At 45.3% G+C, this 26,815-nt stretch carries 25 protein-coding genes; 17 read left to right on the top strand and 8 right to left on the bottom strand.

Features of this window, described 5'->3' with window-relative positions:
• Positions 1–85: 85 nt before the first annotated feature.
• The 7 genes from sapA (at position 86) to VRK_RS06765 (ending at position 7,018) form a co-directional block, all read left to right on the top strand.
• A complete protein-coding gene (sapA, locus tag VRK_RS06795) occupies positions 86–1,708 on the top strand; it encodes an ABC transporter substrate-binding protein SapA (RefSeq protein ID WP_059120665.1) in 1,623 nt (540 codons plus the stop codon).
• Positions 1,708–2,670, top strand: a complete 963-nt coding sequence (locus VRK_RS06790) for an ABC transporter permease (protein ID WP_059120664.1) — start codon at positions 1,708–1,710, stop codon at positions 2,668–2,670. The genes sapA and VRK_RS06790 overlap by 1 nt, the downstream gene beginning before the upstream one ends.
• The gene (locus VRK_RS06785) at positions 2,657–3,544 is read left to right on the top strand and encodes an ABC transporter permease subunit (RefSeq protein ID WP_059120663.1); all 888 of its coding nucleotides are present in this window, start codon (positions 2,657–2,659) and stop codon (positions 3,542–3,544) included. The genes VRK_RS06790 and VRK_RS06785 overlap by 14 nt, the downstream gene beginning before the upstream one ends.
• Positions 3,544–4,539: a peptide ABC transporter ATP-binding protein gene (locus VRK_RS06780; protein ID WP_059120662.1), complete on the top strand. Its 996-nt coding sequence runs from the start codon at positions 3,544–3,546 to the stop codon at positions 4,537–4,539. The genes VRK_RS06785 and VRK_RS06780 overlap by 1 nt, the downstream gene beginning before the upstream one ends.
• Positions 4,536–5,333 (top strand): peptide ABC transporter ATP-binding protein, encoded by a 798-nt coding sequence (locus tag VRK_RS06775; RefSeq protein ID WP_059120661.1) that lies wholly within the window; start codon positions 4,536–4,538, stop codon positions 5,331–5,333. The genes VRK_RS06780 and VRK_RS06775 overlap by 4 nt, the downstream gene beginning before the upstream one ends.
• A gap of 1 nt (position 5,334) precedes the next feature.
• The gene (locus VRK_RS06770; RefSeq protein ID WP_231735749.1) at positions 5,335–6,120 is read left to right on the top strand and encodes a DUF2927 domain-containing protein; all 786 of its coding nucleotides are present in this window, start codon (positions 5,335–5,337) and stop codon (positions 6,118–6,120) included.
• A 97-nt stretch (positions 6,121–6,217) separates the two neighbouring features.
• Positions 6,218–7,018, top strand: a complete 801-nt coding sequence (locus VRK_RS06765) for an ABC transporter permease (RefSeq protein WP_059120660.1) — start codon at positions 6,218–6,220, stop codon at positions 7,016–7,018.
• 305 nt (positions 7,019–7,323) lie between these two features.
• On the opposite strand, the gene pgsA is transcribed toward VRK_RS06765, so the two are convergent.
• The 4 genes from pgsA to VRK_RS06745 all read right to left on the bottom strand — a co-directional run bounded on the left by pgsA (position 7,324) and on the right by VRK_RS06745 (position 11,102).
• Positions 7,324–7,881, bottom strand: coding sequence for a CDP-diacylglycerol--glycerol-3-phosphate 3-phosphatidyltransferase (gene pgsA, locus VRK_RS06760; RefSeq protein ID WP_059120659.1), 558 nt, complete (start codon positions 7,879–7,881; stop codon positions 7,324–7,326).
• Positions 7,882–7,926: 45 nt separating this feature from the next.
• Positions 7,927–9,759, bottom strand: a complete 1,833-nt coding sequence (gene uvrC / locus VRK_RS06755; RefSeq protein ID WP_059120658.1) for an excinuclease ABC subunit UvrC — start codon at positions 9,757–9,759, stop codon at positions 7,927–7,929.
• Complete coding sequence (uvrY, locus tag VRK_RS06750; protein ID WP_059122692.1) at positions 9,759–10,403, bottom strand: UvrY/SirA/GacA family response regulator transcription factor; 645 nt, start codon at positions 10,401–10,403, stop codon at positions 9,759–9,761. The genes uvrC and uvrY overlap by 1 nt, the downstream gene beginning before the upstream one ends.
• A 402-nt stretch (positions 10,404–10,805) precedes the next feature.
• Positions 10,806–11,102, bottom strand: a complete 297-nt coding sequence (locus VRK_RS06745; RefSeq protein ID WP_059120657.1) for a hypothetical protein — start codon at positions 11,100–11,102, stop codon at positions 10,806–10,808.
• A 150-nt stretch (positions 11,103–11,252) separates the two neighbouring features.
• On the opposite strand from VRK_RS06745, the gene VRK_RS06740 reads away from it, so the two are divergent.
• Complete coding sequence (locus tag VRK_RS06740) at positions 11,253–13,664, top strand: DNA polymerase II (protein WP_059120656.1); 2,412 nt, start codon at positions 11,253–11,255, stop codon at positions 13,662–13,664.
• Between the two features lie 25 nt (positions 13,665–13,689).
• On the opposite strand, the gene VRK_RS06735 is transcribed toward VRK_RS06740, so the two are convergent.
• Positions 13,690–14,460, bottom strand: a complete 771-nt coding sequence (locus VRK_RS06735; RefSeq protein WP_059120655.1) for a nucleotidyltransferase domain-containing protein — start codon at positions 14,458–14,460, stop codon at positions 13,690–13,692.
• Positions 14,461–14,742: 282 nt separating this feature from the next.
• Here VRK_RS06735 and efpL point away from each other — a divergent pair, with 282 nt between their 5' ends.
• The 3 genes from efpL (at position 14,743) to VRK_RS06720 (ending at position 16,757) form a co-directional block, all read left to right on the top strand.
• Positions 14,743–15,309 (top strand): elongation factor P-like protein EfpL, encoded by a 567-nt coding sequence (gene efpL / locus VRK_RS06730; protein WP_059120654.1) that lies wholly within the window; start codon positions 14,743–14,745, stop codon positions 15,307–15,309.
• A 5-nt stretch (positions 15,310–15,314) separates the two neighbouring features.
• Positions 15,315–15,635 (top strand): HI1450 family dsDNA-mimic protein, encoded by a 321-nt coding sequence (locus VRK_RS06725; RefSeq protein WP_059120653.1) that lies wholly within the window; start codon positions 15,315–15,317, stop codon positions 15,633–15,635.
• A gap of 393 nt (positions 15,636–16,028) precedes the next feature.
• Complete coding sequence (locus VRK_RS06720; protein ID WP_059120652.1) at positions 16,029–16,757, top strand: DUF3581 domain-containing protein; 729 nt, start codon at positions 16,029–16,031, stop codon at positions 16,755–16,757.
• Between the two features lie 93 nt (positions 16,758–16,850).
• Here the strand turns inward: VRK_RS06720 and VRK_RS06715 are convergent, their stop codons facing one another.
• On the bottom strand, positions 16,851–17,315 hold the full coding sequence (locus tag VRK_RS06715; protein WP_231735748.1) for a methyltransferase family protein: 465 nt from the start codon (positions 17,313–17,315) through the stop codon (positions 16,851–16,853).
• 88 nt (positions 17,316–17,403) lie between these two features.
• Positions 17,404–20,451 carry a D-2-hydroxyglutarate dehydrogenase YdiJ gene (ydiJ, locus tag VRK_RS06710; protein ID WP_059120650.1) on the bottom strand — a complete coding sequence of 1,016 codons (3,048 nt, stop codon included), beginning with the start codon at positions 20,449–20,451 and terminating at the stop codon, positions 17,404–17,406.
• Between the two features lie 182 nt (positions 20,452–20,633).
• Here ydiJ and VRK_RS06705 point away from each other — a divergent pair, with 182 nt between their 5' ends.
• The 6 genes from VRK_RS06705 to VRK_RS06680 all read left to right on the top strand — a co-directional run bounded on the left by VRK_RS06705 (position 20,634) and on the right by VRK_RS06680 (position 26,289).
• A complete protein-coding gene (locus VRK_RS06705) occupies positions 20,634–21,347 on the top strand; it encodes a DUF3334 family protein (protein WP_059122691.1) in 714 nt (237 codons plus the stop codon).
• Positions 21,348–21,585: 238 nt separating this feature from the next.
• Positions 21,586–22,269, top strand: coding sequence for a DUF2786 domain-containing protein (locus VRK_RS06700; RefSeq protein ID WP_038178358.1), 684 nt, complete (start codon positions 21,586–21,588; stop codon positions 22,267–22,269).
• A 95-nt stretch (positions 22,270–22,364) separates the two neighbouring features.
• Positions 22,365–23,015, top strand: a complete 651-nt coding sequence (locus tag VRK_RS06695) for a YiaD family glycine zipper/OmpA-like lipoprotein (RefSeq protein ID WP_157371966.1) — start codon at positions 22,365–22,367, stop codon at positions 23,013–23,015.
• Positions 23,016–23,084: 69 nt separating this feature from the next.
• Entirely contained in the window at positions 23,085–24,167 is a 1,083-nt protein-coding gene (locus VRK_RS06690) for a J domain-containing protein (protein WP_197413067.1), read from the top strand.
• A 293-nt stretch (positions 24,168–24,460) separates the two neighbouring features.
• Positions 24,461–24,871 carry a hypothetical protein gene (locus tag VRK_RS06685; RefSeq protein WP_059120647.1) on the top strand — a complete coding sequence of 137 codons (411 nt, stop codon included), beginning with the start codon at positions 24,461–24,463 and terminating at the stop codon, positions 24,869–24,871.
• Positions 24,872–25,179: 308 nt separating this feature from the next.
• Positions 25,180–26,289: a phosphoribosylaminoimidazolesuccinocarboxamide synthase gene (locus VRK_RS06680; RefSeq protein WP_059120646.1), complete on the top strand. Its 1,110-nt coding sequence runs from the start codon at positions 25,180–25,182 to the stop codon at positions 26,287–26,289.
• Between the two features lie 111 nt (positions 26,290–26,400).
• Here the strand turns inward: VRK_RS06680 and VRK_RS06675 are convergent, their stop codons facing one another.
• A complete protein-coding gene (locus VRK_RS06675) occupies positions 26,401–26,778 on the bottom strand; it encodes a hypothetical protein (protein WP_059120645.1) in 378 nt (125 codons plus the stop codon).
• Between the last annotated feature and the right edge of the window lie 37 nt (positions 26,779–26,815).

Genomic DNA, 26,815 nt, shown 5'->3' with positions numbered 1-26,815 from the left:
CTCATCTAAAAGTGGTAAATTAGCTGCTTGTTTGAGGCAGATTGCTGTGGCTTAAAGAGCCTCGTTTCATATATTCGCTTTTAAAATGAAAATACTGATAAAACTCACCTTGAGTTTCTGCGGTCTGGGGCTCTTAGTAGGCTGTAATGACCAGAATACCGATCATAGCGAAATCAGACAGACAGGCTTCGTCTACTGTGGACAGGGTACTCCGGATACGCTTAACCCTCAATTGGTTGATAGTGGCATTACTGCTGAAGCCCTTGGCCCCCAAATTTATGATACGTTGCTTGTTCTGGACCCCCAAACTCAGCGCCCTTCACCAAATCTGGCTGAACGTTGGACGGTCAATGAGCAAGGTACGGTGTACACATTCTATCTCCGTCATCATGTGCCTTTTCAACACACGAAATGGTTTAGTCCGTCGCGTAATCTGAATGCTGAAGACGTCGTATTTAGCTTTGATCGGATCCTCAGCTCATACAATCCATTTCATAGTATCGGAAACAGTAGCTATCCGTGGTTTGCCGGCATTAACTTCAAGCATCTGGTCAAGAGTGTTGATGCGCTTGATCCATATACAGTTCAGTTCACATTACGACGGCCCGACAATAGTTTTCTGGCAAATATCTCAACCACTCATGCTGTGATTCTCTCGAAAGAGTATGCCGATCAATTGATTTACGCGGATGAAAAGGCAATGATTGACACCCATCCTGTCGGTACGGGGCCTTTCTATCTTGATGAAATGCAGGTGAGCGACTTTATCCGGCTCAAAAGGCATCCACTTTACTGGAAAGGCCTGCCAAAAGTACAACAGGTCGTTTTTGATATTGCCCAGCGCGGTACAGGAACACTGGCAAAATTGCTGCGAAATGAGTGCGATGTACTCAGTACGCCGATCTCGAGCCAAATTCCGATCATCGAACAGCAAAAACATATTTCGCTCAGCTCAACGCCTGCGATGAACGTGTCTTTTATCGCGGTGAATACAACCCACCCGGCGATTAGTGATCCCCGAGTCCGTAAGGCATTGAGTTTCGCCATTAATCGGCAAAATATTTTAGATTCCGTTTATTATGGCACCGGCAGAATTGCCTATAACATTTTGCCCCCGACATCCTGGGCCTATCAAAAAGATGCAGTTCAGGTTCGTTATGATCACGGTTATTCACTCGGATTGTTACGGGATGCGGGCTTCAGTAACGGATTAGAACTTTCTATGTTGGTTCCGCTCGAACCGACAGCCTATAATCCAAGCCCACGAAAAACAGCAGAGCTCATCCAAGCAAATCTGAAAGATATAGGCATTACGTTACACCTCATCCCTGAAGAACGGATTGATCGACAAAACCGCTCCGAGTATACCGATGTTGACTTATATCTGACCGGCTGGTCGGGACGAACCGGTGATCCGGATAGTTTTCTACGCCCTATTCTTTCTTGCGATGCGCGAGAAGAAGGGATCAATCTGTCCAAATGGTGTAACGAAGATTTTGATTTCCTGCTGAATCTCGCATTAGAAGTTGACCGTCATCGTTATCGACTCAACCTTTACAAACAGGCGCAAAATATCATTAACCAAGAGTTCCCGGTGATTCCTATCGCCCACGGAATGCAATTCAAGGCATATAATGATTCATTGACTGGTTTTCAGCTAAGTCCGTTCAATGTGCAGCCTTTTAATATGGTTGAGAGGATAAAATAATGCTTCTCTATTCAATCCGTAAATTTAATCTTTTTATTATCACGTTGTTGATTTTGACTTTGGTCGGATACAGCATTCTCAGATTCGATCCTTATTCTCACTGGGCACTCGAGAGTTTCTGGCAAGGATGGTTCACTTATGTGTCTGAAATCAGCCAGCTCAACTTTGGCGTCAACCACTCAGGAACACCAGTCATCGATGAATTAGCCATCGTATTTCCGGCCACACTGGAACTTTGCCTGTTTGCCTTTATGATTTCATTAATGATCGGCATCCCAATCGGGACGATTGCCGGTATGAAACAAGGAAAATGGATCGACACTGTCATTTCTTTTGTATCCATGTGTGGCTACTCTGCACCGATTTATTGGATTGCACTGATGCTGCTGCTGGTGTTCTCGCTGAATTACGAAATTTTTCCGGTCTCCGGCCGTTATGACCTACTTTATAATATTCAGCATGTGACGGGATTTGCACTGATTGATGCTTTTCTGTCAAAAAGTGTCTACCGCCCTCAGATTCTGCAAAGTGTGATTTCTCATCTGATTCTCCCCTGTACAGTGCTGGCGCTGGCTCCGACTACACAGATCATTCGCTTAATGCGAACATCAGTGGCAGACGTTATGAATCAGAACTATATTCGAGTGGCGAGAATCCGCGGCCTCTCGCAATATCAAATTATTAGAGAGCATGTGCTCCGCAATGCAATTCCGCCCATTATCTCTAAATTCGGGGTCCAACTCTCAACCATGCTGACATTTGCGATTATCACCGAATCAATCTTTAACTGGCCGGGAATCGGCAGATGGCTGCTGGATGCTTTAGCAAATGAGGACTTAGTCTCCATTCAAGCTGGTGTTATTTCAGTGTCAACACTAGTACTCACCGCAAACGTTTTATCTGATTTGCTCGGCGCCCTGATCAATCCGTTCGTAAGGAAAGCTTGGTATGCTAACAAATAATATCTATCAGGAAGAGCATATCCCAACCCAGTTCGAACGGTTCTGGCGGAGTTTTCGTAATAATAATCTGGCAATGTTCGGACTATGGTGCTTACTGGTTCTGATCATCATTACTGTGTTTGCGCCGTGGATCGCCCCACATGATGCACAAGCACATACCAGTCATTTACTTGCCCCGCCTTCTTGGGATCCGGCAGGTTCGGTCGAGTATTTCTTTGGTACCGATGATCTCGGCAGAGATATTCTATCTCGCTTAATTGAAGGAGCACGGCACTCTTTTGGTAATGCGGTGCTCCTTACCATGTTCGCTACGTGCGTCGGCTCTATCATCGGTATCGCGGCAGGCATGACCTCCGGATTGCTTTCGAGTATTCTGAATCACTTGATGGACACCGTCATGTCGATCCCATCACTGCTGCTCGCCATTATTTTCGTTGCAATTCTTGGGGTTGGTGAATCCAACACTTTGCTGGCAATCGGGCTGGCTTTGATCCCTCGGTTTATTCGCTCAGCCTATACCGCGGTCCACAATGAAGTCGGAAAAGATTACATTATGGCTGCCAGACTGGACGGAGCAAAAGATATCTACCTGCTTTGGTACTCTATTCTACCCAATATCCTATCGACCATTGTGTTAGAGATTAACTTTGCCATGACGGTTGCTATCCTAGATATAACCTCACTTGGTTTTCTGGGATTAGGGGCACAATCGTCCACTTCTGAGTGGGGCGCTATCTTGGGAGACTCAGTAGAACTGCTTTATCTCGCGCCTTGGACTGTGGTTCTCCCCGGATTGACAATTATGTTTACGGTTATTATTGTCAATCTTGTGGGTGAAGGGGCTCGTCAATCACTCAACGAGGGGGTCGAATAATGCCGCTGCTGGATATTCGTCATCTGACGATTGAAATCGATACACCACAAGGGCTCGTCAAAGCAGTTGATCGCATTAGTCTAACCATGAGTGAAGGTGAAATTCGTGGTTTGGTTGGTGAGTCAGGTTCAGGTAAAAGTCTGGTTGCCAAAGCCATTGTCGGTGTATGTAAAGAGAACTGGCGTATTACTGCCGATCGGATGAGATTAGGTAATATTGATTTGCTGCAACTCACGCCGCGAGAGCGTCGGCGTGTGATTGCCCGGGATATTGCCATGATTTTTCAGGAACCTTCAACTTGTCTTGACCCCTCAGATGAGGTGGGCAAACAGCTGATCGAAGCCATTCCATCTCATACATTTAAAGGGCAATGGTGGCAACGATTCTCATGGCGTAAAAAACAAGCCATTGCTTTGCTGCATAAAGTTGGGATTAAAGATCACCACCGCATTTTAAAAAGCTATCCTTATGAAATTACCGATGGTGAATGTCAGAAAGTCATGATCGCAATGGCGATTGCCACACAACCCAAATTACTGATAGCAGATGAGCCAACCAACGACCTCGATCCAATCACACAGTCGCAAATTCTGCGACTATTAAGCCGAATGAATCAGGTTAATAACACCACGATTCTGTTGATCGGACACGACCTGACAACCATTACTCAGTGGGCACATCGTATCACGGTGATGTACTGCGGTCAGTCAATTGAGTCCGCGATGACAAACAATATTTTGGCAACGCCAAAACATCCATATACTGTCGCACTACTGACAGCCATGCCGGATTTCAGCTCATCAATCCCACATAAGCAGAAATTAAACTCACTGCCGGGCTCTATCCCACCACTGCAACATTTGCCAATTGGTTGTCGGCTCGGCCCAAGATGCCCTTATGCGCAACGTCAATGTGTTGAAATGCCGAAAAGCCGCTGGATTAAGAATCATAAATACTCCTGCCACTACCCGCTGAATATGGAAGAGACACAATGACGATTCCTCTGTTAGAAGTTTCTGATTTATCGAAGACTTTTATTACTCGTCCCAGCTTATTTAAGAAAAAAATTCATCATGCTGTCGAGTCGGTAGATTTTACATTGGAAGTCGGTCAAACCATTGGATTCATCGGACAAAACGGTTCGGGTAAATCCACCCTTGCCCGGATGTTATCAGGCATGGTCGAACCGACAACGGGAGAAATCCGGGTAAATGGCGAACGTCTGGAACATAAAGATTATGCCACTCGATGTAAGCTCATCCGCATGATTTTTCAGGATCCAAATACATCGCTGAATCCGAGAATTCAGATTGGACGCATTTTGGAAGGACCACTGAAACGGAATACAGAAATGTTGCCCGAGGCTCGCCAGAAAAGGGTTAAAGATACCTTATTACGGGTTGGTCTGCTCCCCGAACATGCCTATTTTTATCCTCAGATGCTGGCAACAGGACAAAAACAGCGGGTATGTCTCGCCAGAGCCTTGATTTTGCAGCCATCAATCATTGTCGCTGATGAAGCATTAAATGGTCTGGATATGGCAATGCGGTCACAGATCATCAATCTATTGATGGAATTACAGGATGAAATGGGCGTCTCTTTCGTCTATGTTTCCCAACACCTTGGCGTGATTAAGCACATTACCGATAAAGTCATCGTCATGCACGAAGGTAAGGTGGTCGAATCCGGTTATACCGAAGATGTCCTGTCGAATCCGCAACATATCGTCACACAACGCATGATCGAAAGCCACTTCAGCAGAATCCCAGAGTTCGGGACGGAAGACTGATATGCGATGGCAACGGCTGTGCTGGTTGATGATGACCCTGAGCGTCAGCCACACAGTACTTGCTGAATTACCGACATGGGAACGTCCGGCTTTTATTCAGAACGCTTTCTTCCATGTTGCACTCGAATACGAATTTACATCGACAAAAACACCGCGTCTCGCCAAGTGGACTCACCCGATTCGCGTGTGGTTTCAGCATGATGTCGGTAATCAAGCGTTACACGAAAAAATGGCGCGTCTCCATCTGGCTCATCTCGAACAACTGACACATGTCCCTATCACGATTGTGACTCAACGTGCTGATGCCAATTTTATCTGGTATTTTACGCGTCAGTCTCAATGGCGACAGATTATTCGTGCAGAGCTCGGGAAGAAAGCTTTAAAAAATACCAAGGGTTCTATCTGTATGTTTGGCGTAAAGCTTGATCCCGATAGCCATGAAATCCGTCGGGCAACTGTGGTTATTCCTGTCGATCAAGCCCGTTCTCACGGCAAATTACTCGGATGTATTATTGAAGAATCGACCCAGGCGCTCGGATTGTTCAATGACTCGGAACAGGCATACCCTTCCATATTCAATGATAAAACACCCAATGATTTTCTATCGCCTTTAGACATCGTATTACTGGAGCTTCTCTATGAACCGACGCTGCACCCCGGCATGAACGCCTCGGTGCTGCAGCACTCCCTCAAACCGTTATTATTGCAATATCAGCAGCAAGGAAAACTCAAACAAGCTTTATATCAATCCCAACATGCTCCAATCATCGAACAGTTCGGTCTGTGAAAGTCATCATGATGGTCAGCAATCATTGATTCTAGTTGTGGTTATCCCCTAAATTCAGATAGAGTAGCCATTCCGTTCATCAATTTAACCGCCTGTAATGAATAGTGTCATTGATATTTCTTGGTGGCAGTTGGCAATATTTAGCCTGACACTGCTTATTCCGATCGCTATGAGTGTTCGCTACCGACTGATGATCAGCAAAGATATTATTATCTCTGTATCCCGAATGGGGTTACAGCTGGGTCTGGTCGGTATTTATCTGGAATATTTATTCGCACTGAACAGCCTTATTGTGAATGCCTGCTGGCTATTCATCATCATCGGAGTTGGTGCGAGTACTATTCTGTCAAAAGCCCATCTACCTAAACGTCGGTTAATCATCCCATTGATGACAGGGATGGTGATCAGCTTATTTCCCATGCTAGCAGTATTGTGTCTATTGATGGTCCAACCGGTACCCTTTTACAACACTCAGTACATGATTCCTTTGGCTGGGATGTTGATGGGGAATACACTGAGTGGCAACATTGTCGCCCTGCAAAATCTGTTTACGGCCTATCAAGAACGCAGAAGTGAATACGAAGCGGCTATATCTTTAGGAGCCTCCCCCCGCTACGCATCACGACCATTTATTCAAAATGCGATACAAAAAGCGAATGCGCCGATTTTGGCTTCGATGGCAACCATTGGATTGGTCACTTTGCCGGGTATGATGACGGGACAAATTTTAGGGGGGGCCTCTCCATTCATTGCTGCCAAATATCAGTTTATGATCATGATCGCGATTTTCGTAGTACTGAATATTTCTCTCGCACTGTCGATAGAATCTATGTTGAAAGCGGTACTGACTAAGGAAGGTAAAGTCTTGGTTCAGTTCAAGAAAAGCCCCCCTTTCTGACGCGCCAAAATCGTGCACAAAATGTTCTTTTTTTGTGCACATTCGTTTTTTAAATCAGAATGTTATTGTTACTCACTGCCTTTAAAACATCTTATCCACAGATTTTGTGGATAACTGAGATGGTATTCAACATTTGTGAGAACAGATAGCGTGGGAAAACATCACTTTATTCAATATGCATCATTGAATATAGGTGAGTCATGGTACGATGAAGTGATAAAATTCAATTAGTTATAAAATACCATTTAAAAAAAACTGATATGAAAATAACCATATCAGGATTCATCATTGAGAATGACGCGCTATCAGTGATTTTCTTCACTCAGAAGATCATCTTTAGCTGCAATCAAATATTGCCACATCGACCAGTAAGTCAAAATCGTTGCAACATAAATTGAGATATATCCTAACCAAATCATCCAGTCATCATAGCGCCAAATCAACGCGAGCAACGCAAACATCTGTGTCATGGTTTTCACTTTACCAATCCAAGAAACGGCGACACTTGCTCGCTTGCCGATTTCTGCCATCCACTCCCGCAGCGCAGAAATAATGATTTCTCTGGCAATCATGGTTACAGCAGGAATAGTAATCCAGATGCTATGAAAGTATTCCGTAATCAAAATCAATGCCGTCGCCACTAAAACTTTATCCGCGACAGGGTCGATAAATGCACCGAAACGAGAGGTTTGTTGTAATTTTCTCGCCAGCATCCCATCAAGCCAGTCGGTGATCCCGGCAATCCAGAACACCACGGCCGCAGCAAAAGAAGACCAGCTGTAAGGTAAATAAAAAGCGATCACAAATACCGGAATGAGGAAAAGTCGAATCAGGGACAATATATTAGGAATATTTAAACGCATATGCTTCGCTCTTATTGTTTGCGCTGTTATGTTGCTGTATTTTCGCTATTGTTTCAATGCTTGATGGATATTTTCTGCCAAAGATCGACTGATTCCCGGAACTTTGGCGATTTCTTCAACACTGGCGCGTTTTAGTTCTTGTAGCCCGCCCATAAACTGCAACAGTGCCTGACGCCGTTTCGGCCCGACGCCTTCAATACCTTCAAGCGCACTTGTTCGCCGACTTTTCCCGCGTTTGTTGCGGTGGCCGCTAATTGCATGATTATGACTTTCATCGCGGATATGTTGAATCAAATGCAATGCAGGTGCATCGCTCGCCAGATGAAATTCATCACCTTCGACCGTCAACAAGGTTTCCAGCCCCGGTTTACGGGTAACCCCTTTGGCAATCCCCATCAATAAAGGTCGCTTTGGCCAATCGTCCCAGTAACGCGAAACAATCTGATATGCACGAGATAACTGACCTTTTCCCCCATCAATAAAGATAATATCCGGAATTTTATCGACATCGATCTGTTTTGAATAGCGTCGTTCGAGAACCTGCCCCATCGCAGCGTAATCATCTCCACCGGTAATACCGGTAATATTATAACGACGATATTCTTGTTTGACCGGACCTTCCTGATTAAATACCACACATGACGCGATGGTACTTTCCCCCATCGTGTGGGAGATATCAAAACATTCCATCCGTTGAATCTGCTCCATCTCTAATTCATCCTGAAGTGCTTTGACCCGTTGTAAGATGGTCATGCGATGATTCTGACGAGTGGTGATTGCGGTCTGAGCATTGGTATTCGCCAACTTCAGGTACCGCCCACGCACTCCCGACGGCTCGGTAAAGAACTGTACTTTTCGCCCGGCCATCTCGGTCAACAGCATTTGGAAAACTTGAACATCCTCCAGTAATCCCCGATTCACAATCACTTTGGTCGGCAGTGTCCGCGACTCGTTATGAGATAGATAATACTGTTTGAGGAAACTTTCAAACACCTCTTCGTGCGTGGTATTTCCGGGAATTTTAGGGAAAAAACTTCGGCTGCCGAGAATTTTACCCTGCCGGATCATCAACACATGAATACAGGCTAAGCCATTTTCCTGGGCAAATCCCAGCACATCAATATCATCAAGGCTATCGGCTGAGACGAATTGCTGCTCCTGAATGCGGCGAATCGCCTGAATCTGATCGCGGTATTTAGCAGCGTCCTCAAAGCGTAACGCCTCACTAGCGGAAGTCATTCTCTCCACCAGCATTGAAACAACCTGTTGATCTTTACCGCGTAAAAATAGCCGCAGATCGTCAACCAGCTCCTGATACGATTCGTTCGAAATCAAATCCGACACACACGGACCGGCACAACGACCAATCTGATACATCAAGCAAGGACGTGTCCGATGACTATAGACGGAATCTTCACATTGTCGAACAGGGAATATTCTCTGAATTAAATGCAGAGTTTCACGAACGGCACCGGCATCAGGATAAGGACCGAAATACTCACCTTTTTTCTTTTTTGCACCACGGTACACCGATACTCTCGGATGCTTGTGAGCACTGACAAAAATATAGGGATAAGACTTATCATCACGCAATAACACATTGTATTTAGGCATGTATTGCTTGATGTAATTATGTTCCAGAATGAGTGCTTCGGTTTCGGTATGCGTCACCGTCACATCAATTTTGGCAATATGGCTGACTAATGCTTTAGTTTTTTCGTTATCCAGCGTCTTACGAAAGTAACTGGATAAACGTTTTTTGAGATCTTTCGCTTTACCGACATAAATCACCTCAGCCTCGGCATTATACATTCGATAAACACCGGGCTGATTGGTAACGGTTGCTAAAAAAGAAGAGGGGTCAAATGCTTGAATCACTACAACGTCTCAGTATCCAGCATTCCGTGTCGTATCGCTAAATGGGTTAATTCGACATCACCATTGATATCCAGCTTGGCAAACAGGCGATAGCGATAACTGTTAACGGTTTTCGGACTCAAATTCAGCTGTTCTGAGATATCAGTGACTTTTTGCCCTTTGGTGATCATCATCATGATCTGTAATTCCCGTTCCGATAAATCGGCAAACGGATTTTCAGACGCAGGTGAAAACTGGCTGAGAGCCATTTGCTGCGCAATTTCAGGAGAGATATAGCGTTGCCCGCTATGGACAACCCGAATTGCATTCACCATCTCATCCGGCCCGGCACCTTTGGACAAATATCCAGCTGCACCAGCCTGCATCACTTTGGTTGGAAACGGATTTTCCGTATGTACGGTCAGTACAATAATCCGAATATCCGGGTTATAACGCAGTATCTTTTTCGTTGCTTCAAGGCCGCCGATTCCCGGCATATTCATATCCATTAAAACAACATCAACATGGTTATTACGGCACCATTTTACCGCTTGTTCACCGCTATCAGCTTCCCCTGCTACGCTCATGCCACGGACGTCTTCAATAATACGTCGAATCCCTGTGCGAACCAGCTCATGATCATCTACAAGGAATACGCTAATCAAACTTGCATCTCCACAATCAATTGGCTCAACACCCAATTGGTTCAACATCATCGGGCAGACACAGTTGTGCCTAACCCAAAACCTTCACTATTCCCTGACTATGAGCCCAAACTATCGCTTTGGCAAGCACTTCTTTATCTCTCGGCGCGTTAATCTAAGCAGCCTCAAAATCTTATTTCTGCGACGACTTCCCGGCACAAAAACAAACACAAACCACTTTATAATAAGTAGCTTACATCATAATACGAGTACTGGATAAAATATCACCATGAGTGGACACTCAAAAAAAACGCCTTGAACAGGTCACTTTATCAGCTCCCCTCCTGGCGCATCAATCCAATGTACAAATTTTCAGGGAATATAATCTTTATTCGACCAATAACATCTAACTACAAAATCTAACTACAAATCTCGCATCAATGCCTCATAGGCCTCATTTGCTTCTTCAATCAAATGATTAAGCTCTTTGGCATCGTTATCAGACAACATCACCTGCCAAGGTGAAGATGAATGATGATTCCCAGTCAGTTTTGTCTTTTGACCCGTCTTTTCAAAATGGACATCGTCAAATGTAGAATGATAACACGCGTGACATGAGTTTAACTCGATGTCGATATGACCAACAGGGTTGACCTTCACATGGGCATGATCTCTGTTTCCGCGATGAACCAATAAGTAATCTCTGTGTATAGTGATCATTCGATCCTCCAGACATGCTGATATCAGATATCCTTATATAGTGTAGAATATGCACTAAATTTTACCGATAAAACTATAATGAAGATTGATCTGCATTCGATTAATTGATGAAATTATTGTGACTATAAATGACAAAATGAGTAATCAAGCTTGACGCTCCGGAAAGGTTTTCTTTTAACCCGCCATGCTCGGGATATAAACGGCACGACACAGATAGAACTTTGGGCAGCAACGCCTGAAGGGCCAACCCAAATTTTAATCCATCACGAGAAACCCATCTGTTTTATCCCGACCACGAAATCAAAATATATGGCCCAGAGGCTGACTCAGACGGGTATAACCGCTGAATTAAAACCGCTGCCACTCAAAAGTTTTGAGCATGAACCGTTGACCGCTTGTTATACCAGTACGTTACAAGAAGCAGCCCATATCCATGAACTCTGTCGTCAGGAAGAGATTGAAGTACTTGAAGGTGACATTAAACTGGCTGAACGTTATTTGATGGAACGCTTTATTCGGGGAAGCTTTGAATTCACCGGTCAAATGACCAAGCAGGGTCATGTCAGCATCGTTCAGGACGCAAAGTGTCGCCGGGGCGATTTTTTACCCACGCTCAATGTTGTTTCTCTGGATCTAGAATGCTCGGAAAAAGGACATTTGTACTCAATTGGGCTCGATAGTGAAATGGACTCCCGGGTAATCATGATCGGTGATCCACAAACAGATGAACACCCGCCGGAGGAACATTGCTCTCCCGCTGATCAGACCGGTGACATCCCGGTTATCCAATGGGTTGAAAATGAACGCGCACTTTTGTTGGCCATGGTCAATTGGTTTCACACCTATGACCCGGACATTATTATCGGTTGGAACGTCATTGATTTCGATTTCCGTCTATTGCATCGCCGGGCAGAAAAACATCATCTGAAACTGATGCTGGGGCGCAACCGCCAGAGTAGTTATTTCCGAACATCGAGCCAATCTCAACAAGGGTTTGTCACCATTCCCGGTCGTGTGGTTCTCGATGGCATCGATACGTTAAAAACGGCGACCTATCAATTCCCCTCCTGGTCGCTGGAATCCGTATCGCAAACCTTACTCCATGAGGGGAAAGCCATCCATCAAGTGCATGACCGGATGGAAGAAATCAACAGCATGTTTCGCCATGATAAAATCCGTCTGGCGGTTTACAACCTCAAAGACTGCCAGTTAGTGAACCGAATTTTTGCCAAGACCCACCTTCTCGATTTTGTCATTCAACGTTCTCGCCTCACCGGTATCGAACTGGACCGAATCGGTGGTTCTGTGGCGTCCTTTACCAATCTTTATTTACCGCAGCTCCACCGGGCAGGTTACGTAGCTCCCAACCTAAGTGCCGCCGATTGGCAAGCCAGTCCCGGTGGTTATGTGATGGACTCGCTCCCCAATCTCTATGACTCGGTACTCGTGCTCGATTTTAAAAGCCTTTATCCTTCTATCATCCGCTCTTTCTTGATTGATCCATTGGGACTGATCGAAGGACTCAAACTCGACGTAGGTCCTGAAGCACATCAGGCCGTGCCCGGATTTCGTGGCGGTCAATTTCACCGCACCCGACATTTTCTGCCACAGATGATCGAGACCCTTTGGGCAGCCAGAGACGAAGCGAAGAAGAACCAAGAAAAAGCGTTCTCTCAAGCCATTAAGATCATCATGAACTCATTCTACGGTGTACTGGGCTCTGCAGGATGCCGTTTTTTCGATACTCGGCTGGCGTCCAGTATTACAATGCGCGGTCACGAGATCATGAAGCAAACAAAAACGCTGATTGAAGCACAAGGTTATCAGGTCATTTATGGCGATACGGATTCAACATTCGTATCGTTAGGTAGAGTGTATCATCAGCATGATGCCGACCATATTGGTCAGCAACTCGTTACTTCTGTGAACCAGTGGTGGAAAACGCATTTATGGGACAACTATCGTCTGAATAGCTTTCTCGAAATCGAATATGAGACCCATTACACCAAATTTTTGATGCCAACGATCCGCGGTGCGGATACCGGCTCGAAAAAACGCTATGCGGGATTGATTCAGACCGACGACGGAGAACAGCTCATTTTTAAAGGGCTGGAGAGTGCGAGAACCGACTGGACTGAACTCGCCAAACGTTTTCAGCAACAACTGTATCTGCGGGTTTTCCACGGTGAAAATCCCTGTGATTACATTCGTGAACTCGTTGCTGAAACCCTTGACGGCCAATACGATCAGGAACTGATCTATCGCAAACGACTACGTCGTAAACTTCATGAATATCAGAAAAATATCCCGCCGCAAGTTCGTGCTGCTCGAATGGCAGATGACATCAATCAACAACGGGGAAGGCCGCTGCAATATCAAAATAAAGGTGTGATCGAATATGTCATTACTTTAAGTGGCCCGGAGCCGGTCGCCTATCAGTCCAGTAAACTGGATTACCAGCACTATATCGATAAACAACTCAAACCCGTAGCCGATGCCATCCTACCGTTTATCGGCTATCGGTTTGATGAATTGACCCGACCGCAATTAGGGCTGTTCTAAATAACGATTGCCCCTTGGCTACCTATCAACCAATTCGGAATTCGGTTTTCTGATACTGTTTGACCAGCCATTGTCCGTAGTCGTCCAACAGGCCGATGACTGAACGTTTCGGGATAACGCGCTGCGTCTTCAGTAATATCCCCAGTCGTTCAATATCGGTTTGCCGCTCAGGATGATAATGAAGAAACAGCTCTCCGCAAGCAACAGGATCATCAATCCACTGTTTGTCTCGATACATTACCAGAGAATAGCTCGCACGGAGTAATTTCTTAGCAATACTCTGCTGTGCCTTCACCTGTTCATCCGGGGCATTTGATTTTGCGATTTTATCCCGGTAATAACTGACCCAATCCGCCACATCCATATTCCAGAATTTGGCTATTTCCCAGCTCGGCTCATAATGGCCAAAACATTCCGCTAAATCCGGGCCATAGACACAGACAGAACAGTGACGGAGCAGAAATCCCCATGAGAAAAGACTATCGAGCGAGGCGACCTCTTCAACCAGCGCTGTTTCAATCGACACATCGGTAACAAACGGATAGTCCTTTTTGAAACGCCAGCGCAATGTATTGAAAATCGTGGTTTTCTGATCCTCAAAATAGCGATGCGTCACGACGATGACATCGATATTTGAACGCCCGGGGCAAGCGGTTTTTCGAGCAACACTGCCGTAAATATAGACACTGTGCAAATTATCTTTCAGACCAGCCTTTAAGTAAGCAATAAGAGAACTGACAACGGGCTGATACTGCGACTGAAAAGGAATGTTCGGATTAATCACTGGTAATTGCATAACCGGAATATGTCATCATAAAAACTCAAAAATACGGCTGAAAAGCTTCGTTATCATACACGAATCAGTGCTCTAAAAGATATTGTTGTAAAAGATATTATCAAAGATAGCGTCCCCGATTGGTTGATTCCCCTTTCCCTCATCTATCCGGCCAATCATCACGAATGTCTGAAGGTCGCGGAGAGGCATGTTTCTCCCAAAAGAAGAGAACAAGAGGTGATCAACGCACTTGAGTCAGTATATAATCGGCTTTTCTCAAATCAATCCATGTAAGGAAAAGCAATGCCGAAGGCAAGTGAAATTAAAAAAGGCTTTGTCGTCGATACCAATGGCAAGATGCTGTTGGTGAAAGATATTGAAATTACCACCCCCGGTGGTCGTGGCGGCGCAAAAATCTATAAGTTCCGCTGCACCGATTTAACCACTGGTACTCGGGTCGATGAACGCTTTAAATCCGATGATGTCCTTGAAACGGTTGATATGACCAAACGCCCAATCAGTTTCTCGTATATCGATGGTGACGAATATATCTTCATGGATACCGAAGATTTTACTCAATACACGTTTAAACACGATGACATCGCTGACGAATTACTCTTCATCAATGAAGAGACTCAAGGGCTGTATGTTGTGCTCGTCAATCAGCAAGTCGTTGCTTTAGATCTACCGGCATCGGTTGAACTGGTGATTGAAGAAACTGACCCTTCGATTAAAGGCGCTTCAGCATCCGCAAGAACCAAACCAGCCCGTTTCGCAACTGGCTTAGTTGTTCAAGTGCCGGAATATATTGCAACGGGTGATCGTGTTGTCGTCAACACAACGGAACGTAAATTCATGAACCGAGCATAACGCGAATGAATGAACTCATTTCTTACGATGATGCCATCGATGCAGCCTATGATATCTTTCTCGAGATGGCACCGGATAACCTCGAACCAGCTGATATTATTCTGTTCACGGCACAATTTGATGATCGCGGTGCCGCCGAGTTGGTCGATGTCAACGATGACTGGAGCGATCAAGTCGGTTTCGATGTTGATAAAGACACTTACGCTGAAGTCAATATCGGCCTCGTCAACGAAGAAAATGACACTTTAGACGATGTTTTCGCCCGCATGTTGATTAGTCGGGATCCGAAACAGAAGTTTTGTCATATATTCTGGAAAAGAGACTAAGCGACGTCTGCGAAACAAAACACCAAACCACGGTTCCCGATTCGGAAACCGTGGTTTATTAATGCGCTCGGAAGCATTCCATTTTCATGCGCGATTCCTGCCGGAGTCCACAGCATGACACTTATTTTTCCCATCTTGGAACTTTGATATTTTCTTGACACGATACATTATGCAATTGGTGTTTTATCAAAAAACTTATTTCAATCACGTATAATTTGAAAATTGATAACCAAATCAATGAAATTGACAAAATATTGACACTCATAGTCTGACAAACTACACTAGTCGCGGATGTATTCTCGTGGCCTATTAATTAATTTTGATCTGGATAGACCATTTTTTTGCTAAAAATCGTATATAATTCCTGTCAGTTTTGACTGCTTACTATTAAATATGTTCCTAAATTCTTATTTCTCAAGCAATAACCATCAGTTTCAGTTTACACGCCAGCAAGCAAGTCACTTTGCTAAAAAAGTTGCCGGTGATTTCAATCCTATTCACGACGAGGATAACAAACGCTTTTGTGTGCCCGGTGATTTACTTTTTGCGGTGCTGTTGAAAAAAGAAGGGATTAGCCAGAACATGAAATTTAAATTTTCTGGTATGGTCGGAGACAAAACACCGTTGCATATTGAAAATATGGAAGGCAAAGAGAGTGCCGTCGTTGATGAAAACGGCAAAGAATACCTTCATATGAATCGCGACGGAGAAGTGAGCCACAATGACGCATTCATCGAACATTTTGTCACCAGTTATGCCCGTTTTTCCGGGATGAACTTTCCCCACCTGCTTGTTCCTCTGATGAAAAATAAAAACGTGATGATTAACTGTGATCGTCCGTTGGTTATGTATGAAAGTATGGAAGTGGAGTTCACTCACCTTGATCTGACTCATCCGACAGTCGAACTCAGTCATACCACATTCGATGTCGATGGGAAGCGTGGTCTCGTCACGCTATATTTTAATTTTATCAATCACGACCAAGTCGTCGGACAGGGAACCAAACGTCTTGTCGTCAGTGGATTACGCCCATACGACAACAACGCGATTGACAATCTGGTTGTTCGGTTTCATGAACTCAAAGATGCATTTCAAGCGCGTATTGCAGGCCAAGCCGCCTAAATAGTCAGCCAGTCGAAACGCTTGATCACGACACAAAAAACCGCTGTATATCACAGCGGTTTTTGTTTTTCTGATGACGAGATTCAGCACATATCATAACCAGCGTCGAACTCGGCGCTGATATGCTTGATAAGGTTCCCCAAACCGGGCATCTAATATCCGCTCTTCAGGCATAATCTGAAAATAAGTCATATACCCTACGAATCCGGTGATACCAATCAGCCCGGTGATGTTTCCCAGCCAATAGACATCCGCGATCAGAATGAGCACTAATCCCAGATACATCGGATTACGGGAAAAGCGGAAGACGCCATGTGTGACCACCGTTGCAGCTAACTCAGGGCGCACCGGATTAACGGTTGTTCTGGCCCGATAAAACGTGAATAGAGCCGATAACCCCAGCCAGCCAGACAACAATAAGCACCCGATGACCACGCCCCAACGAAACGGCAATTCAACCGTCGCACCGGGTAACCCCCAGTGCCCCAAATGAATCAATATCAGTGCAATCACGAAGACAAGCACCGGTGGGACTTTCAATGCTAAACGATGGTTCACGATTCACCTCAACATAGTTCTCAACCCACTTTCGCCACGGCCTCAGCAGTGATCATCAGATAGCAGCTGAGGCCGTGCAAGGCAGCGGTTACTGAAGATGCACCAACAGCGCCTGTAGCGGGTGTTTAGGTTTGATCTGCTCAAACCGCTTCACCTGACTCCGACAGGAATAACCAGTGGCCAGACAACGCTCCGCCGGCAACTGCTCAAAGTTCGGTTTCCAACTCAAACCATAGATATCTTTTGACATCTCGAATTTGTCCGCTTCATGACCGAAAGTCCCGGCCATCCCACAGCAGCCAACAGCAACCGGCTCAAGTTTGGCACCAAAATAACTGAAAATCATCGTCCACTCTTTCTCACTATTCGGCAACTTGGTTTTTTCAGTACAGTGCGAAAACAGGTACCAAGGAGACTCGACAGCAGACTGAGACGACTCGATATGGAATTCAGATAAGCGTGGTGCCATCCATTCATGAACACTCAAGACCTGAAATGCGCCACGTTGCTCACCCAAAATTTCCTGATACTCATCGCGATAACACAACACCGTGGCGGGATCGACACCGACCATCGGAATCCCCAGTTCAGCCACCTCCCGGAGAAACGCAGCCGTTGAGCTGGCCGTTGCCGTAAACTGTTTGAGGAATCCCTTCACATGCTGTGCTTTACCATTCGGCTTGAATGGCAGCAGCACCGGATGTTTGCCTAACCGAATCACTAAATCAATAAAATCATCGACCACATCTGCATCATAATAGCTGGTAAACGGGTCTTGAACGATAATGACATAGTCCTGACGCAGTGATTCAGGAATCTGAGCCAGCCCTTCAGAATGGTAAGGCACCAATGCTTTATGACGAACCCGTTTAGCAAGGGTCGGCACCGTCAGCAAAGGTGCATCAATGTACCCCACCGCTGAACGCGTGAGGCGTTGCATCCAACTCTGGGACAGGACGCCATTCACCATCGTCGGGACCTTGGCCATCAGCGGCAACATGGTTTCAATATTGGCAACTAGATAATCTTTGACGGGTCGCGGATAACGAGTATGGTAAAGATTCAGGAAACGGGCCCGAAAACTCGGTACATCCACTTTAATCGGACATTGGCTGGCACAGGCTTTACAGGCCAGGCATCCATTCATCGCTTCATAGACTTCATGAGAAAAATCACTCTCTTGCTCTTTCCGCCAGGCATGACGAATCCGATCAATCAGCGTTTTAACCGATAACGTCGAGTTCAAGGTTTGTTTTTCCAAATCAAGAATATCAACACCCTGTTCTGTTAACTGACGCAGCCATTCGCGAACCAATCCTGCCCGACCTTTCGGAGAATGGCGTCGATCCGCTGTCACTTTCATTGAGGGGCACATCGGAGAGCTGGTTTCATAATTAAAGCAGAGACCATTGCCGTTACATTCCATCGCCTGTTTGAAACTGTCACGAACCTGAATATCGATTTGGCGGTCAAAATAACCCCGTTTGACATCCGAGACTTTCACCAGTTGATGATCACTATCCAACGGTGTACAGATTTTTCCCGGATTCATTTGATTATGCGGGTCAAAAGCAGCTTTCACCCGCCGAAGTTCCTGAAACAGTTCTTCACCGAAGAATTCCGGACCATATTCGGAACGGTACCCTTTCCCGTGCTCTCCCCACATCAAACCGCCATATTTGGCGACTAGTTTAACCACTTCATCCGAGATACGATGCATCATCGCTTCTTGTTGCGGATCGCACATATCCAATGCAGGACGCACATGCAATACCCCCGCATCTACATGACCAAACATCCCGTAAGCCAGTGATTTAGAATCGAGCAAGGTGCGAAATTCCGCGATAAAATCAGCCAGATTTTCTGGTGGCACACAGGTATCTTCCGTAAATGCGACGGGTTTGGCCCGGCCTTTCGCCGCCCCGAGTAATCCCACCGCCTTCTTTCTCATATTATAAATACGATTGATACTGGCCAAGTCCTGACAAACCTGATAGCCAATAATGCCAGCCTCTTCGTTTTTCAGCATCTGATCCAGTTTATCAGTCAACGCCTGAACCTGAGACTCGATTTCAGCCAGATCCTGCCCTGCGTATTCAACGATATTGATGCCCTGCATCTCTTTGCCGGGGACGTCAGACAATAAATCGTTGACGCTGTGCCAGACAATATCCTGCTTTGCCAGATTCAATACCGTCGAATCGACCGTTTCGACAGATAAGGCCTGTGCTTTAACCATCAATGGCGCATTTCTGAGAGCTGACTCAAAGCTGTTATATTTGACATTAACCAGCATCCGCACCTTGGGAATCGGTGTTAAATTCAGCTTGGCTTCAGTAATAAATGCCAACGACCCTTCAGCCCCACACAAAACGCGCGTGAAATTAAACTTGTCATTGGTTTCATCGAGTGCATTTTTCAGATCATAGCCAGTCAAAAACCGATTCAAGGGCGGGAATTTGTCCAGAATCTGAGCCCGCTTTTCCCGACAAACAGATTCGGTGACGGCCAGAGCTTTGGCAGCATAGGTCTGTTGCTCCGGCAATCCAGCCGACAGATCAGTTTCCAGTATCGAACCATCGGCAAATACCGCCTGTAACGACAACACATGATCCGAAGTCTTACCATATTTCAACGACCCTTGTCCGGAGGCATCTGTGTTTATCATACCACCGAGCGTCGCCCGGTTACTGGTGGAAAGATCGGGGGAAAAGAAATAACCATAAGGTCTGACAGCATCATTGAGTTGATCTTTGATCACCCCGGCCTGCACACGAACCCATCCTTCTTCCGGATTGATTTCCAGAATGTTGTTCATATGACGGGATAAATCGACGACAATTCCTTTCGTCAACGATTGACCATTGGTTCCCGTTCCACCGCCCCGCGCTGAAAAGGTCACTGTTTTATAAACTGATTTAGCACTCATTTTCCCAATCAGTACAACATCTTCTGTTGTTTTTGGATGAATGACTGCTTGCGGTAACTGCTGATAAACACTATTGTCTGTAGACACCGCAAGACGGCTTGAATAGTGCGTTTCGATATCACCGGAAAATTCGTGAGATTCAAGCTCTTGTAAAAATTGGAATATGACGGGATCGATATCGGATTGATGGTGAAGTCTTGGTAACATTTGCTTCCTATCCGTGCAACGCTGACTTCAATGCAGCGATGGGTTAATACTTTTTGTTCTTGATCTTTGAGTTGGGTCACTTTACAACATTTAATGAGGCGATTAAAACAGAATCTCGGTTCAAGAATAGGAAAAGGCATGATGTGATGCCTTGTTGTTGAAATATTTTGATGGACAATCATATGAAAAAAAGTCAAGTAGTCACCACAGAAGATATTCTGCTGATGTTGTGCCAGTCTGTTTCTAAGGTGCTTACGACAGCAACCGCTTCGCAGATCCATTATTCTGCTATGGTTCAGAAAATTAACAAAACGGCACTCAAACCTGATTTTGGTTGTTTTGTGCTTTTTGATGGCGGGTTTACCGGATTGGTTGTCATTAACTTCAATGCCAAAGCAGCACTGGAGATTTACAGTAATTACATGCGTAATATGGGGATGCCGGAAGAAGAGTTGGCCGTACTACATACATCGGACGAAGTCGGTGATGTATTAGGCGAACTGATGAATCAGCTCGTTGGTGATTTCACCAATAAAGTTCGCAAAGAGCTACAGACCAACATTACCCAAAACCAGCCGAAAATGCTGTCATTGAACAAACAAGTTTTGCTTTCTGTTGATACCAATCTCGATCGTCCTCAAGCTCGTCGAGTTACCTTCTCTACTGAAAAAAACAACATTTTCTATCTTGAGCTTGCAATGGATAAAACCGAATTTATTCAGTTAGAAGAATTTGAAGTTTCCGAAGATGAAAACCCAGACGATATTCTGGAATCCACATGGCAACAATCCGCACAAGCTTCATCCACTCAATCCTCTGGCAATCATCAGAAAAATCAGAACGATGATTCGTCAGAGTCCAACGCAGCTGACTTACTCGATCAACTCGGTTTATAAGCACCACCCATTGATTTTATCCGGATAAAAGTCACTTTATCCGGATCCGCTCGACTTCATCGTTCCCCCAACGGTTGCTCATCATGCTGGCATTAACGGTGCGCCGGTCACACCGCTACTCACCGAAATCCCCCGTCAGTTGCGACTGATGACTCTCTTTTCATTCTTTCCATTTTCGGTCAGAAAAGTTAGAATGGCGGACTTTGCTATACATCTCAACTCCCTATATTTCAGGTCAATGAATAAAGAAAAAGCCCTTAAAAAAATCGCCAAATGTTTGGAACTTGGTAATTCCGCTAATGTGAATGAGGCGGCAAGTGCCATCAAAATGGCGCATAGCCTGATGTTAAAATATGGTCTGCATAAAGATGATATTGAATTCATCAAAATGGGAAAAACCCAGTCTTCTCACCTGCTACCAACCCAAATCAGCAGCCACCTGCTCCGAATTATCCGGGGCATTAACACCAAGTTTGGCGTAGAAGCCGTGTTACTCAATCATAAAGGTCTGAAAAGAGCCGAGTTTATCGGTGAAGCGGATCGCGCTATTTTTGCCGCTTTTGCTTTTGATGTCATTTATCGTGAAATGAACGAGCAAACCGGTCAGTTTCGTAATAGTTTTGCCGGCAGTGGCACCTCGACACAAGAAGTGTCACGCCGGGTCAACTCTTTTGTATCCGGTTGGATAGAAGGCGCTCTGGAAAAGTTACCGGATATCACCCCCGATCAAGATTCAGCAGATAAAATCAACAGCTATATTGATCGTGAGTTCCAGAACATTGACCGGGAAACATTTAAGAAACAGCTGAAAGAAGCGATGAAAAATTTAACCGAAGATTACGAAACCGGATTGAAAAAAGGACGTAAAATTTCTGTCAACAGACCGATTGATGGTGCACAGGCGCCAAAATTATTGAAATAATTCATCCGAATTATTGTCTACAATGTGATAGATAATTTTGATTCATGACATGAGAATAACAATCAGGGAGTATCTCAGTGAAACGAACCATCATCATGCTTTTTCTGCTCTCGCTACTGGCCGGGTGCGAAACAACTCAAAGACAGAATGCAACAACGGGTGAAAACGAAACCAATTCAACCACGAAAGGCGCACTGATTGGTGCGATTTCAGGAATTGCCGTTGGTCTCGCTTCAGGTGATAACGCCAGAGAACGGCGACAACGAGCCCTCATCGGTGCTGCCGGAGGTGCTGCTATCGGTGGCGGTATCGGCTACTATTTTGATAAACAGGAAGCCGCGTTACGACGTTCTCTCGTCAATTCCGGTGTTCAGGTTGAGCGCGTCGGAGAGCATCAGCTTCGTTTACGCATGGAAAACGGCATCGGTTTTAATACCAACGATTACCATCTCAACGCTTCGATTCACAATACCTTAAATGGTGTGGCCAAAATTTTAGTGGAATATCCAGAAACCAGTTTAGTCATCGAAGGCCATACCGACAGCACCGGTAGTGACCGCACCAATCAAGTATTATCAGAAAAACGAGCTGAATCGGTACGCCAGTATCTCGTCTCACAAGGCGTCGCTCCCGGCCGGGCCATAGCCCGGGGCATTGGCGAACGCCACCCACTGTGCACCAATAGTACACCGCAGGGAAGACAGTGTAACCGACGGGTTGAAATACAGATCCTACCACTGAAATAAACTGACAAATATTCCGGTTCAGAAGTTACTCTGAATCCGGAATATCCATCTTAGGAATCAGGAGTGCGATTGAGATTATTACTGATATGTTTGCTGCTGGTTCTCGCATCTGCTCATGCAGCCGACATTAATACTCTTCGTCAACAAGCCATTTTGCGTGACAGAAACGCACAGTACCAACTTGCTTTGTATTATCAACAAGGACAAGGGGTAAAAGCCGACCCCAAACAATCTTTTTACTGGATGGAACAAGCTGCCGAAAACGGTCATACGCAAGCACAATTACAGGTCGTGAATGCTTATCTCAATGGCAGCAACGGAGTCACACCGGATAAGACACAAGCGATCTATTGGCTGACTCGATTGGCAACACAAGGTGACACGGTAGCACAATTCAAGCTGGGTCAACTCTATGAACAAGTGGCAGACCTGTCGGGTGAAACACAAGCGCTGATTTGGTATCGGATTGCAGGGCAGTCCAACCCAACCGCAGAGCAACGCTATAGCCAGTTACTCGAACAGCAGTTCAATCACCGCAGAATGAAAGAGATTTCACAGAGAAAAGCACTCGAAGATGCGCAAACAGCCGATCCTGCATCCTCTCCTATAGCCGGGAAACCTCATTTCAATAACGCGCAAATCGATGCGGCTCAATTCACTCTGCCGCAGATCATATCCGGCGTCTTCGGAGTAATACTGATGCTGATAGTGGCCTTACTGGGCGTTGTTTGTGTTCGACTCAAAAAACGACTCAAAGCAGCGGAAGCAGCTCACTCCGTAGTTCAGCCACAACCTTCAGAGCCGTTAAGGATTCAGTCCGACACCAATATGCAACAGCAAAAAATCAAACAGCAGGAACAAACCATTCGTAAACAAAAACAACAAATGACCATGTTGTTTCAAGAACTTAAGCGTTTACAACAAACTCAGCTCAAACCACAATCGACTCGCCCGCAAAACCTCGATTTAGCCTGTGCCTTATTCGGTTTTTCAGCTACAGAAATACCGGATATCAAACAAATCAAACAACGTTATAAACAACTGAGCAAAATTTATCACCCTGATATGAAAGGCAGTGATGAAGAGATGAAGCGGTTAAACCAAGCGCTAAAATCGCTATTAACCCATCAGCAAAACACCTCGATACAATGAAACTCCAAACCCTATCTGTGTAGTTTCAGCATCAGTCAAACTGCCTATCACAACGATCTCACAGCTCACCGCTATGTATTTGTTTCACGATCACTAACTCACTCAACTTAAAACGGCTGACAAATCGGCGGTGTGCCTGTGTATCCCCACAGCAGTTCGCATTCACGGCAGGGAAATATTCAGTAATGAGATCTTGATAACAGAAAAGTACAAATTTACACCAATTCCTGCTTGATCAGTCATTCAATATAAAATACTGTATATATGAACAGCATGTATAAGGAAACAGCATTATGCGTTTGTTGAATGATTTCATGAACTCATCCGGAGCCCCCCACAATGTCGGTCGCCGTACACCTAAAGGTGCGGCCCGACATTGTGTCATGGAAAGCTCACTTTATGATCGTTTGGCGCAACTATCCCGACTGCCACAGTGGATTCTGGTCACATCCGAATCCTATCGGCCGGATCTGCGTTCATTGGATTCACACAAGATTCCGGGTCATCAAGTCGTGCAACTGAGACCCTCACGGACAATGGATGAATATCATGTGATTCGTAAAGCCATTTTATCAGGCAATGCCTGCGCTATTGTGGCTTCGCAACAACTCACTGAACAAGCGCAGACGCAACTCATACAATTAGGTAAACAATACCATTGTGAGGTTTTCTTCGTGGCGGATCCGAGCCGACGCTACCACTAGCCGACGCGACTAACGAGCCGTGACGAATAAAATAAATAGCAAGACTCATTCGACAACAAGTAACACAACATAAGCAATCCCCTTTTCTTCCCCTCGAATCTACGCGAGGGGATTTTTTTTTGAATCCGCGATCGGCTGAAAAACATTGCCTCAAAGCAAACGTTTGCTTTTTCTCTGGCAGTGAAAAATAGTTCTGGTATGATGCGCTCAGAAATCGGATATCCCGTGATGTTTGTCACTTTGTGTTTGTGTCTGGTCAACGGGTATCTGTCAGTTGAACCGATTACTTTTTAGATAGGAATGTCTGAATGAGCCTCGCCGATCAAATTCTCGCCGTCAATGACGACCTCCCCATTCGCACCAGCAAACCCGTTCATAGCGGAAAAGTGCGTTCCGTTTACTGGTTAACTGAAGAAGACAGCCGTCGCCTGATTGAACAAAAAGGCTACAACGTCGCAGCAGATGCCCCGCTGGCAATTATGGTGATTAGTGACCGTATCTCTGCTTTTGACTGTATTTGGCACGCTGAAGGTGGTGTTGCCGGGGTCCCGGGAAAAGGGGCGGCACTCAACGCGATTTCCAACCACTGGTTCAAACTGTTCCGCCAGCACGGTCTGGCAGACAGCCATATTCTTGATATCCCCCACCCGTTTGTCTGGATTGTTCAGAAAGCCACACCCATTAAAATTGAAGCAATCTGCCGCAACTATATTACGGGTTCAATGTGGCGAGCCTACGAAAAAGGTGAACGCGAATTCTGCGGGATCCAGCTTCCCGAAGGGTTAGAAAAAGATAAACAACTGCCTGAACTTCTGCTCACACCATCAACTAAAGGTATTCTCAAAGGAATTCCCGGTGTACCGGAGGCCGATGACGTCAACATTAGCCGCCAAGATATCGAGGCGAATTACGCGGCATTTAACTTCCGCCGTCCGGCAGATATCGATTTATATGAGAAGTTACTGAAAGAAGGCTTTGATGTGATCAGTCAGGCGCTCGCTGATATTGATCAGGTCTTCGTCGATACCAAATTTGAATTTGGTTATGTCACCGATGCTCAGGGACAAGACAAACTCATTTATATGGATGAGGTCGGTACACCGGATTCATCCAGAATCTGGGATGCTCACCAATATGCAATCGGACACATTGTTGAAAATTCGAAAGAAGGCTTCCGGCAGTTTTTGCTGAACTACTTCCCAGACCCGGATATTCTGCTGAACAAAACACGGATGCCTGAGCGGGAAGCACTCGCCAGAGACAATGCCTTACCATTAGAAGCATTACAGAACGTTTCCGAAACTTATACAGGTATTGCTGAAAAGATTACGGGCCAACCCATCCATCTGAGTGACAATCCAAAACAAGAAATTATTGAGATCCTTGACCGGGAATATGGTCTCATTCAGCATTCATAAAGCTTCAATAGCAGAACCGATGATTGCATCAACCGACTAATCGATATAATTATCCGCTCATCGCAACACTAACGATGAGCGGATTCAGATGACTGATAATCTCACTTCAATTTACCACTCAATCAACAGTTCATCACTCTCAACCAGCTGAATCGCATGACACCCCAGCGTTTCAATCTCATGAAGCTGTTGTGCATCCAAGGCATAAGGCATCATCACTTGTAACGCATTGATCCCTTCCTCCTTTGCCAACTTTGACAAGATCATTAGATTTTCTTGATCACTACGCCCCAACGATAGACTTTGCAATGCTTTCCTCCATAAACGTTCATCCGGGGCTAATTCCTGACAAGTCATTTGTGACGTTTCATCATGTACAACATATTCCGTATGAAAAAAAGCTTCAAAGATCGTCCAATGTTTATGACATGCAACATCCAAAAATGCGGTGTAATCAAATACACCCCGGACTCGGGTCGGTTGAATCATTTCGTCCCCCACGAAAGTGACAGCACCATAAACACAC

Origin of the sequence: Vibrio sp. MEBiC08052 (assembly GCF_001506075.1) — a bacterium.
GTDB lineage: Bacteria > Pseudomonadota > Gammaproteobacteria > Enterobacterales > Vibrionaceae > Vibrio.
The sequence above is the reverse complement of the archived record's forward strand: the minus strand, read 5'-3'. Positions and strand labels throughout refer to the sequence as shown.

Bases quoted from the DNA above. Each gene is read 5' to 3' on its own strand.
- sapA (WP_059120665.1), top strand. From the start codon at position 86: ATGAAAATACTGATAAAACTCACCTTGAGTTTCTGCGGTCTGGGGCTC.
- VRK_RS06790 (WP_059120664.1), top strand. From the start codon at position 1,708: ATGCTTCTCTATTCAATCCGTAAATTTAATCTTTTTATTATCACGTTG.
- VRK_RS06785 (WP_059120663.1), top strand. From the start codon at position 2,657: ATGCTAACAAATAATATCTATCAGGAAGAGCATATCCCAACCCAGTTC.
- VRK_RS06780 (WP_059120662.1), top strand. From the start codon at position 3,544: ATGCCGCTGCTGGATATTCGTCATCTGACGATTGAAATCGATACACCA.
- VRK_RS06775 (WP_059120661.1), top strand. From the start codon at position 4,536: ATGACGATTCCTCTGTTAGAAGTTTCTGATTTATCGAAGACTTTTATT.
- VRK_RS06770 (WP_231735749.1), top strand. From the start codon at position 5,335: ATGCGATGGCAACGGCTGTGCTGGTTGATGATGACCCTGAGCGTCAGC.
- VRK_RS06765 (WP_059120660.1), top strand. From the start codon at position 6,218: ATGAATAGTGTCATTGATATTTCTTGGTGGCAGTTGGCAATATTTAGC.
- pgsA (WP_059120659.1), bottom strand. From the start codon at position 7,881: ATGCGTTTAAATATTCCTAATATATTGTCCCTGATTCGACTTTTCCTC.
- VRK_RS06745 (WP_059120657.1), bottom strand. From the start codon at position 11,102: ATGATCACTATACACAGAGATTACTTATTGGTTCATCGCGGAAACAGA.
- VRK_RS06735 (WP_059120655.1), bottom strand. From the start codon at position 14,460: ATGCAATTACCAGTGATTAATCCGAACATTCCTTTTCAGTCGCAGTAT.
- efpL (WP_059120654.1), top strand. From the start codon at position 14,743: ATGCCGAAGGCAAGTGAAATTAAAAAAGGCTTTGTCGTCGATACCAAT.
- VRK_RS06725 (WP_059120653.1), top strand. From the start codon at position 15,315: ATGAATGAACTCATTTCTTACGATGATGCCATCGATGCAGCCTATGAT.
- VRK_RS06720 (WP_059120652.1), top strand. From the start codon at position 16,029: ATGTTCCTAAATTCTTATTTCTCAAGCAATAACCATCAGTTTCAGTTT.
- ydiJ (WP_059120650.1), bottom strand. From the start codon at position 20,451: ATGTTACCAAGACTTCACCATCAATCCGATATCGATCCCGTCATATTC.
- VRK_RS06705 (WP_059122691.1), top strand. From the start codon at position 20,634: ATGAAAAAAAGTCAAGTAGTCACCACAGAAGATATTCTGCTGATGTTG.
- VRK_RS06700 (WP_038178358.1), top strand. From the start codon at position 21,586: ATGAATAAAGAAAAAGCCCTTAAAAAAATCGCCAAATGTTTGGAACTT.
- VRK_RS06695 (WP_157371966.1), top strand. From the start codon at position 22,365: ATGCTTTTTCTGCTCTCGCTACTGGCCGGGTGCGAAACAACTCAAAGA.
- VRK_RS06685 (WP_059120647.1), top strand. From the start codon at position 24,461: ATGCGTTTGTTGAATGATTTCATGAACTCATCCGGAGCCCCCCACAAT.
- VRK_RS06680 (WP_059120646.1), top strand. From the start codon at position 25,180: ATGAGCCTCGCCGATCAAATTCTCGCCGTCAATGACGACCTCCCCATT.
- VRK_RS06675 (WP_059120645.1), bottom strand. From the start codon at position 26,778: ATGATTCAACCGACCCGAGTCCGGGGTGTATTTGATTACACCGCATTT.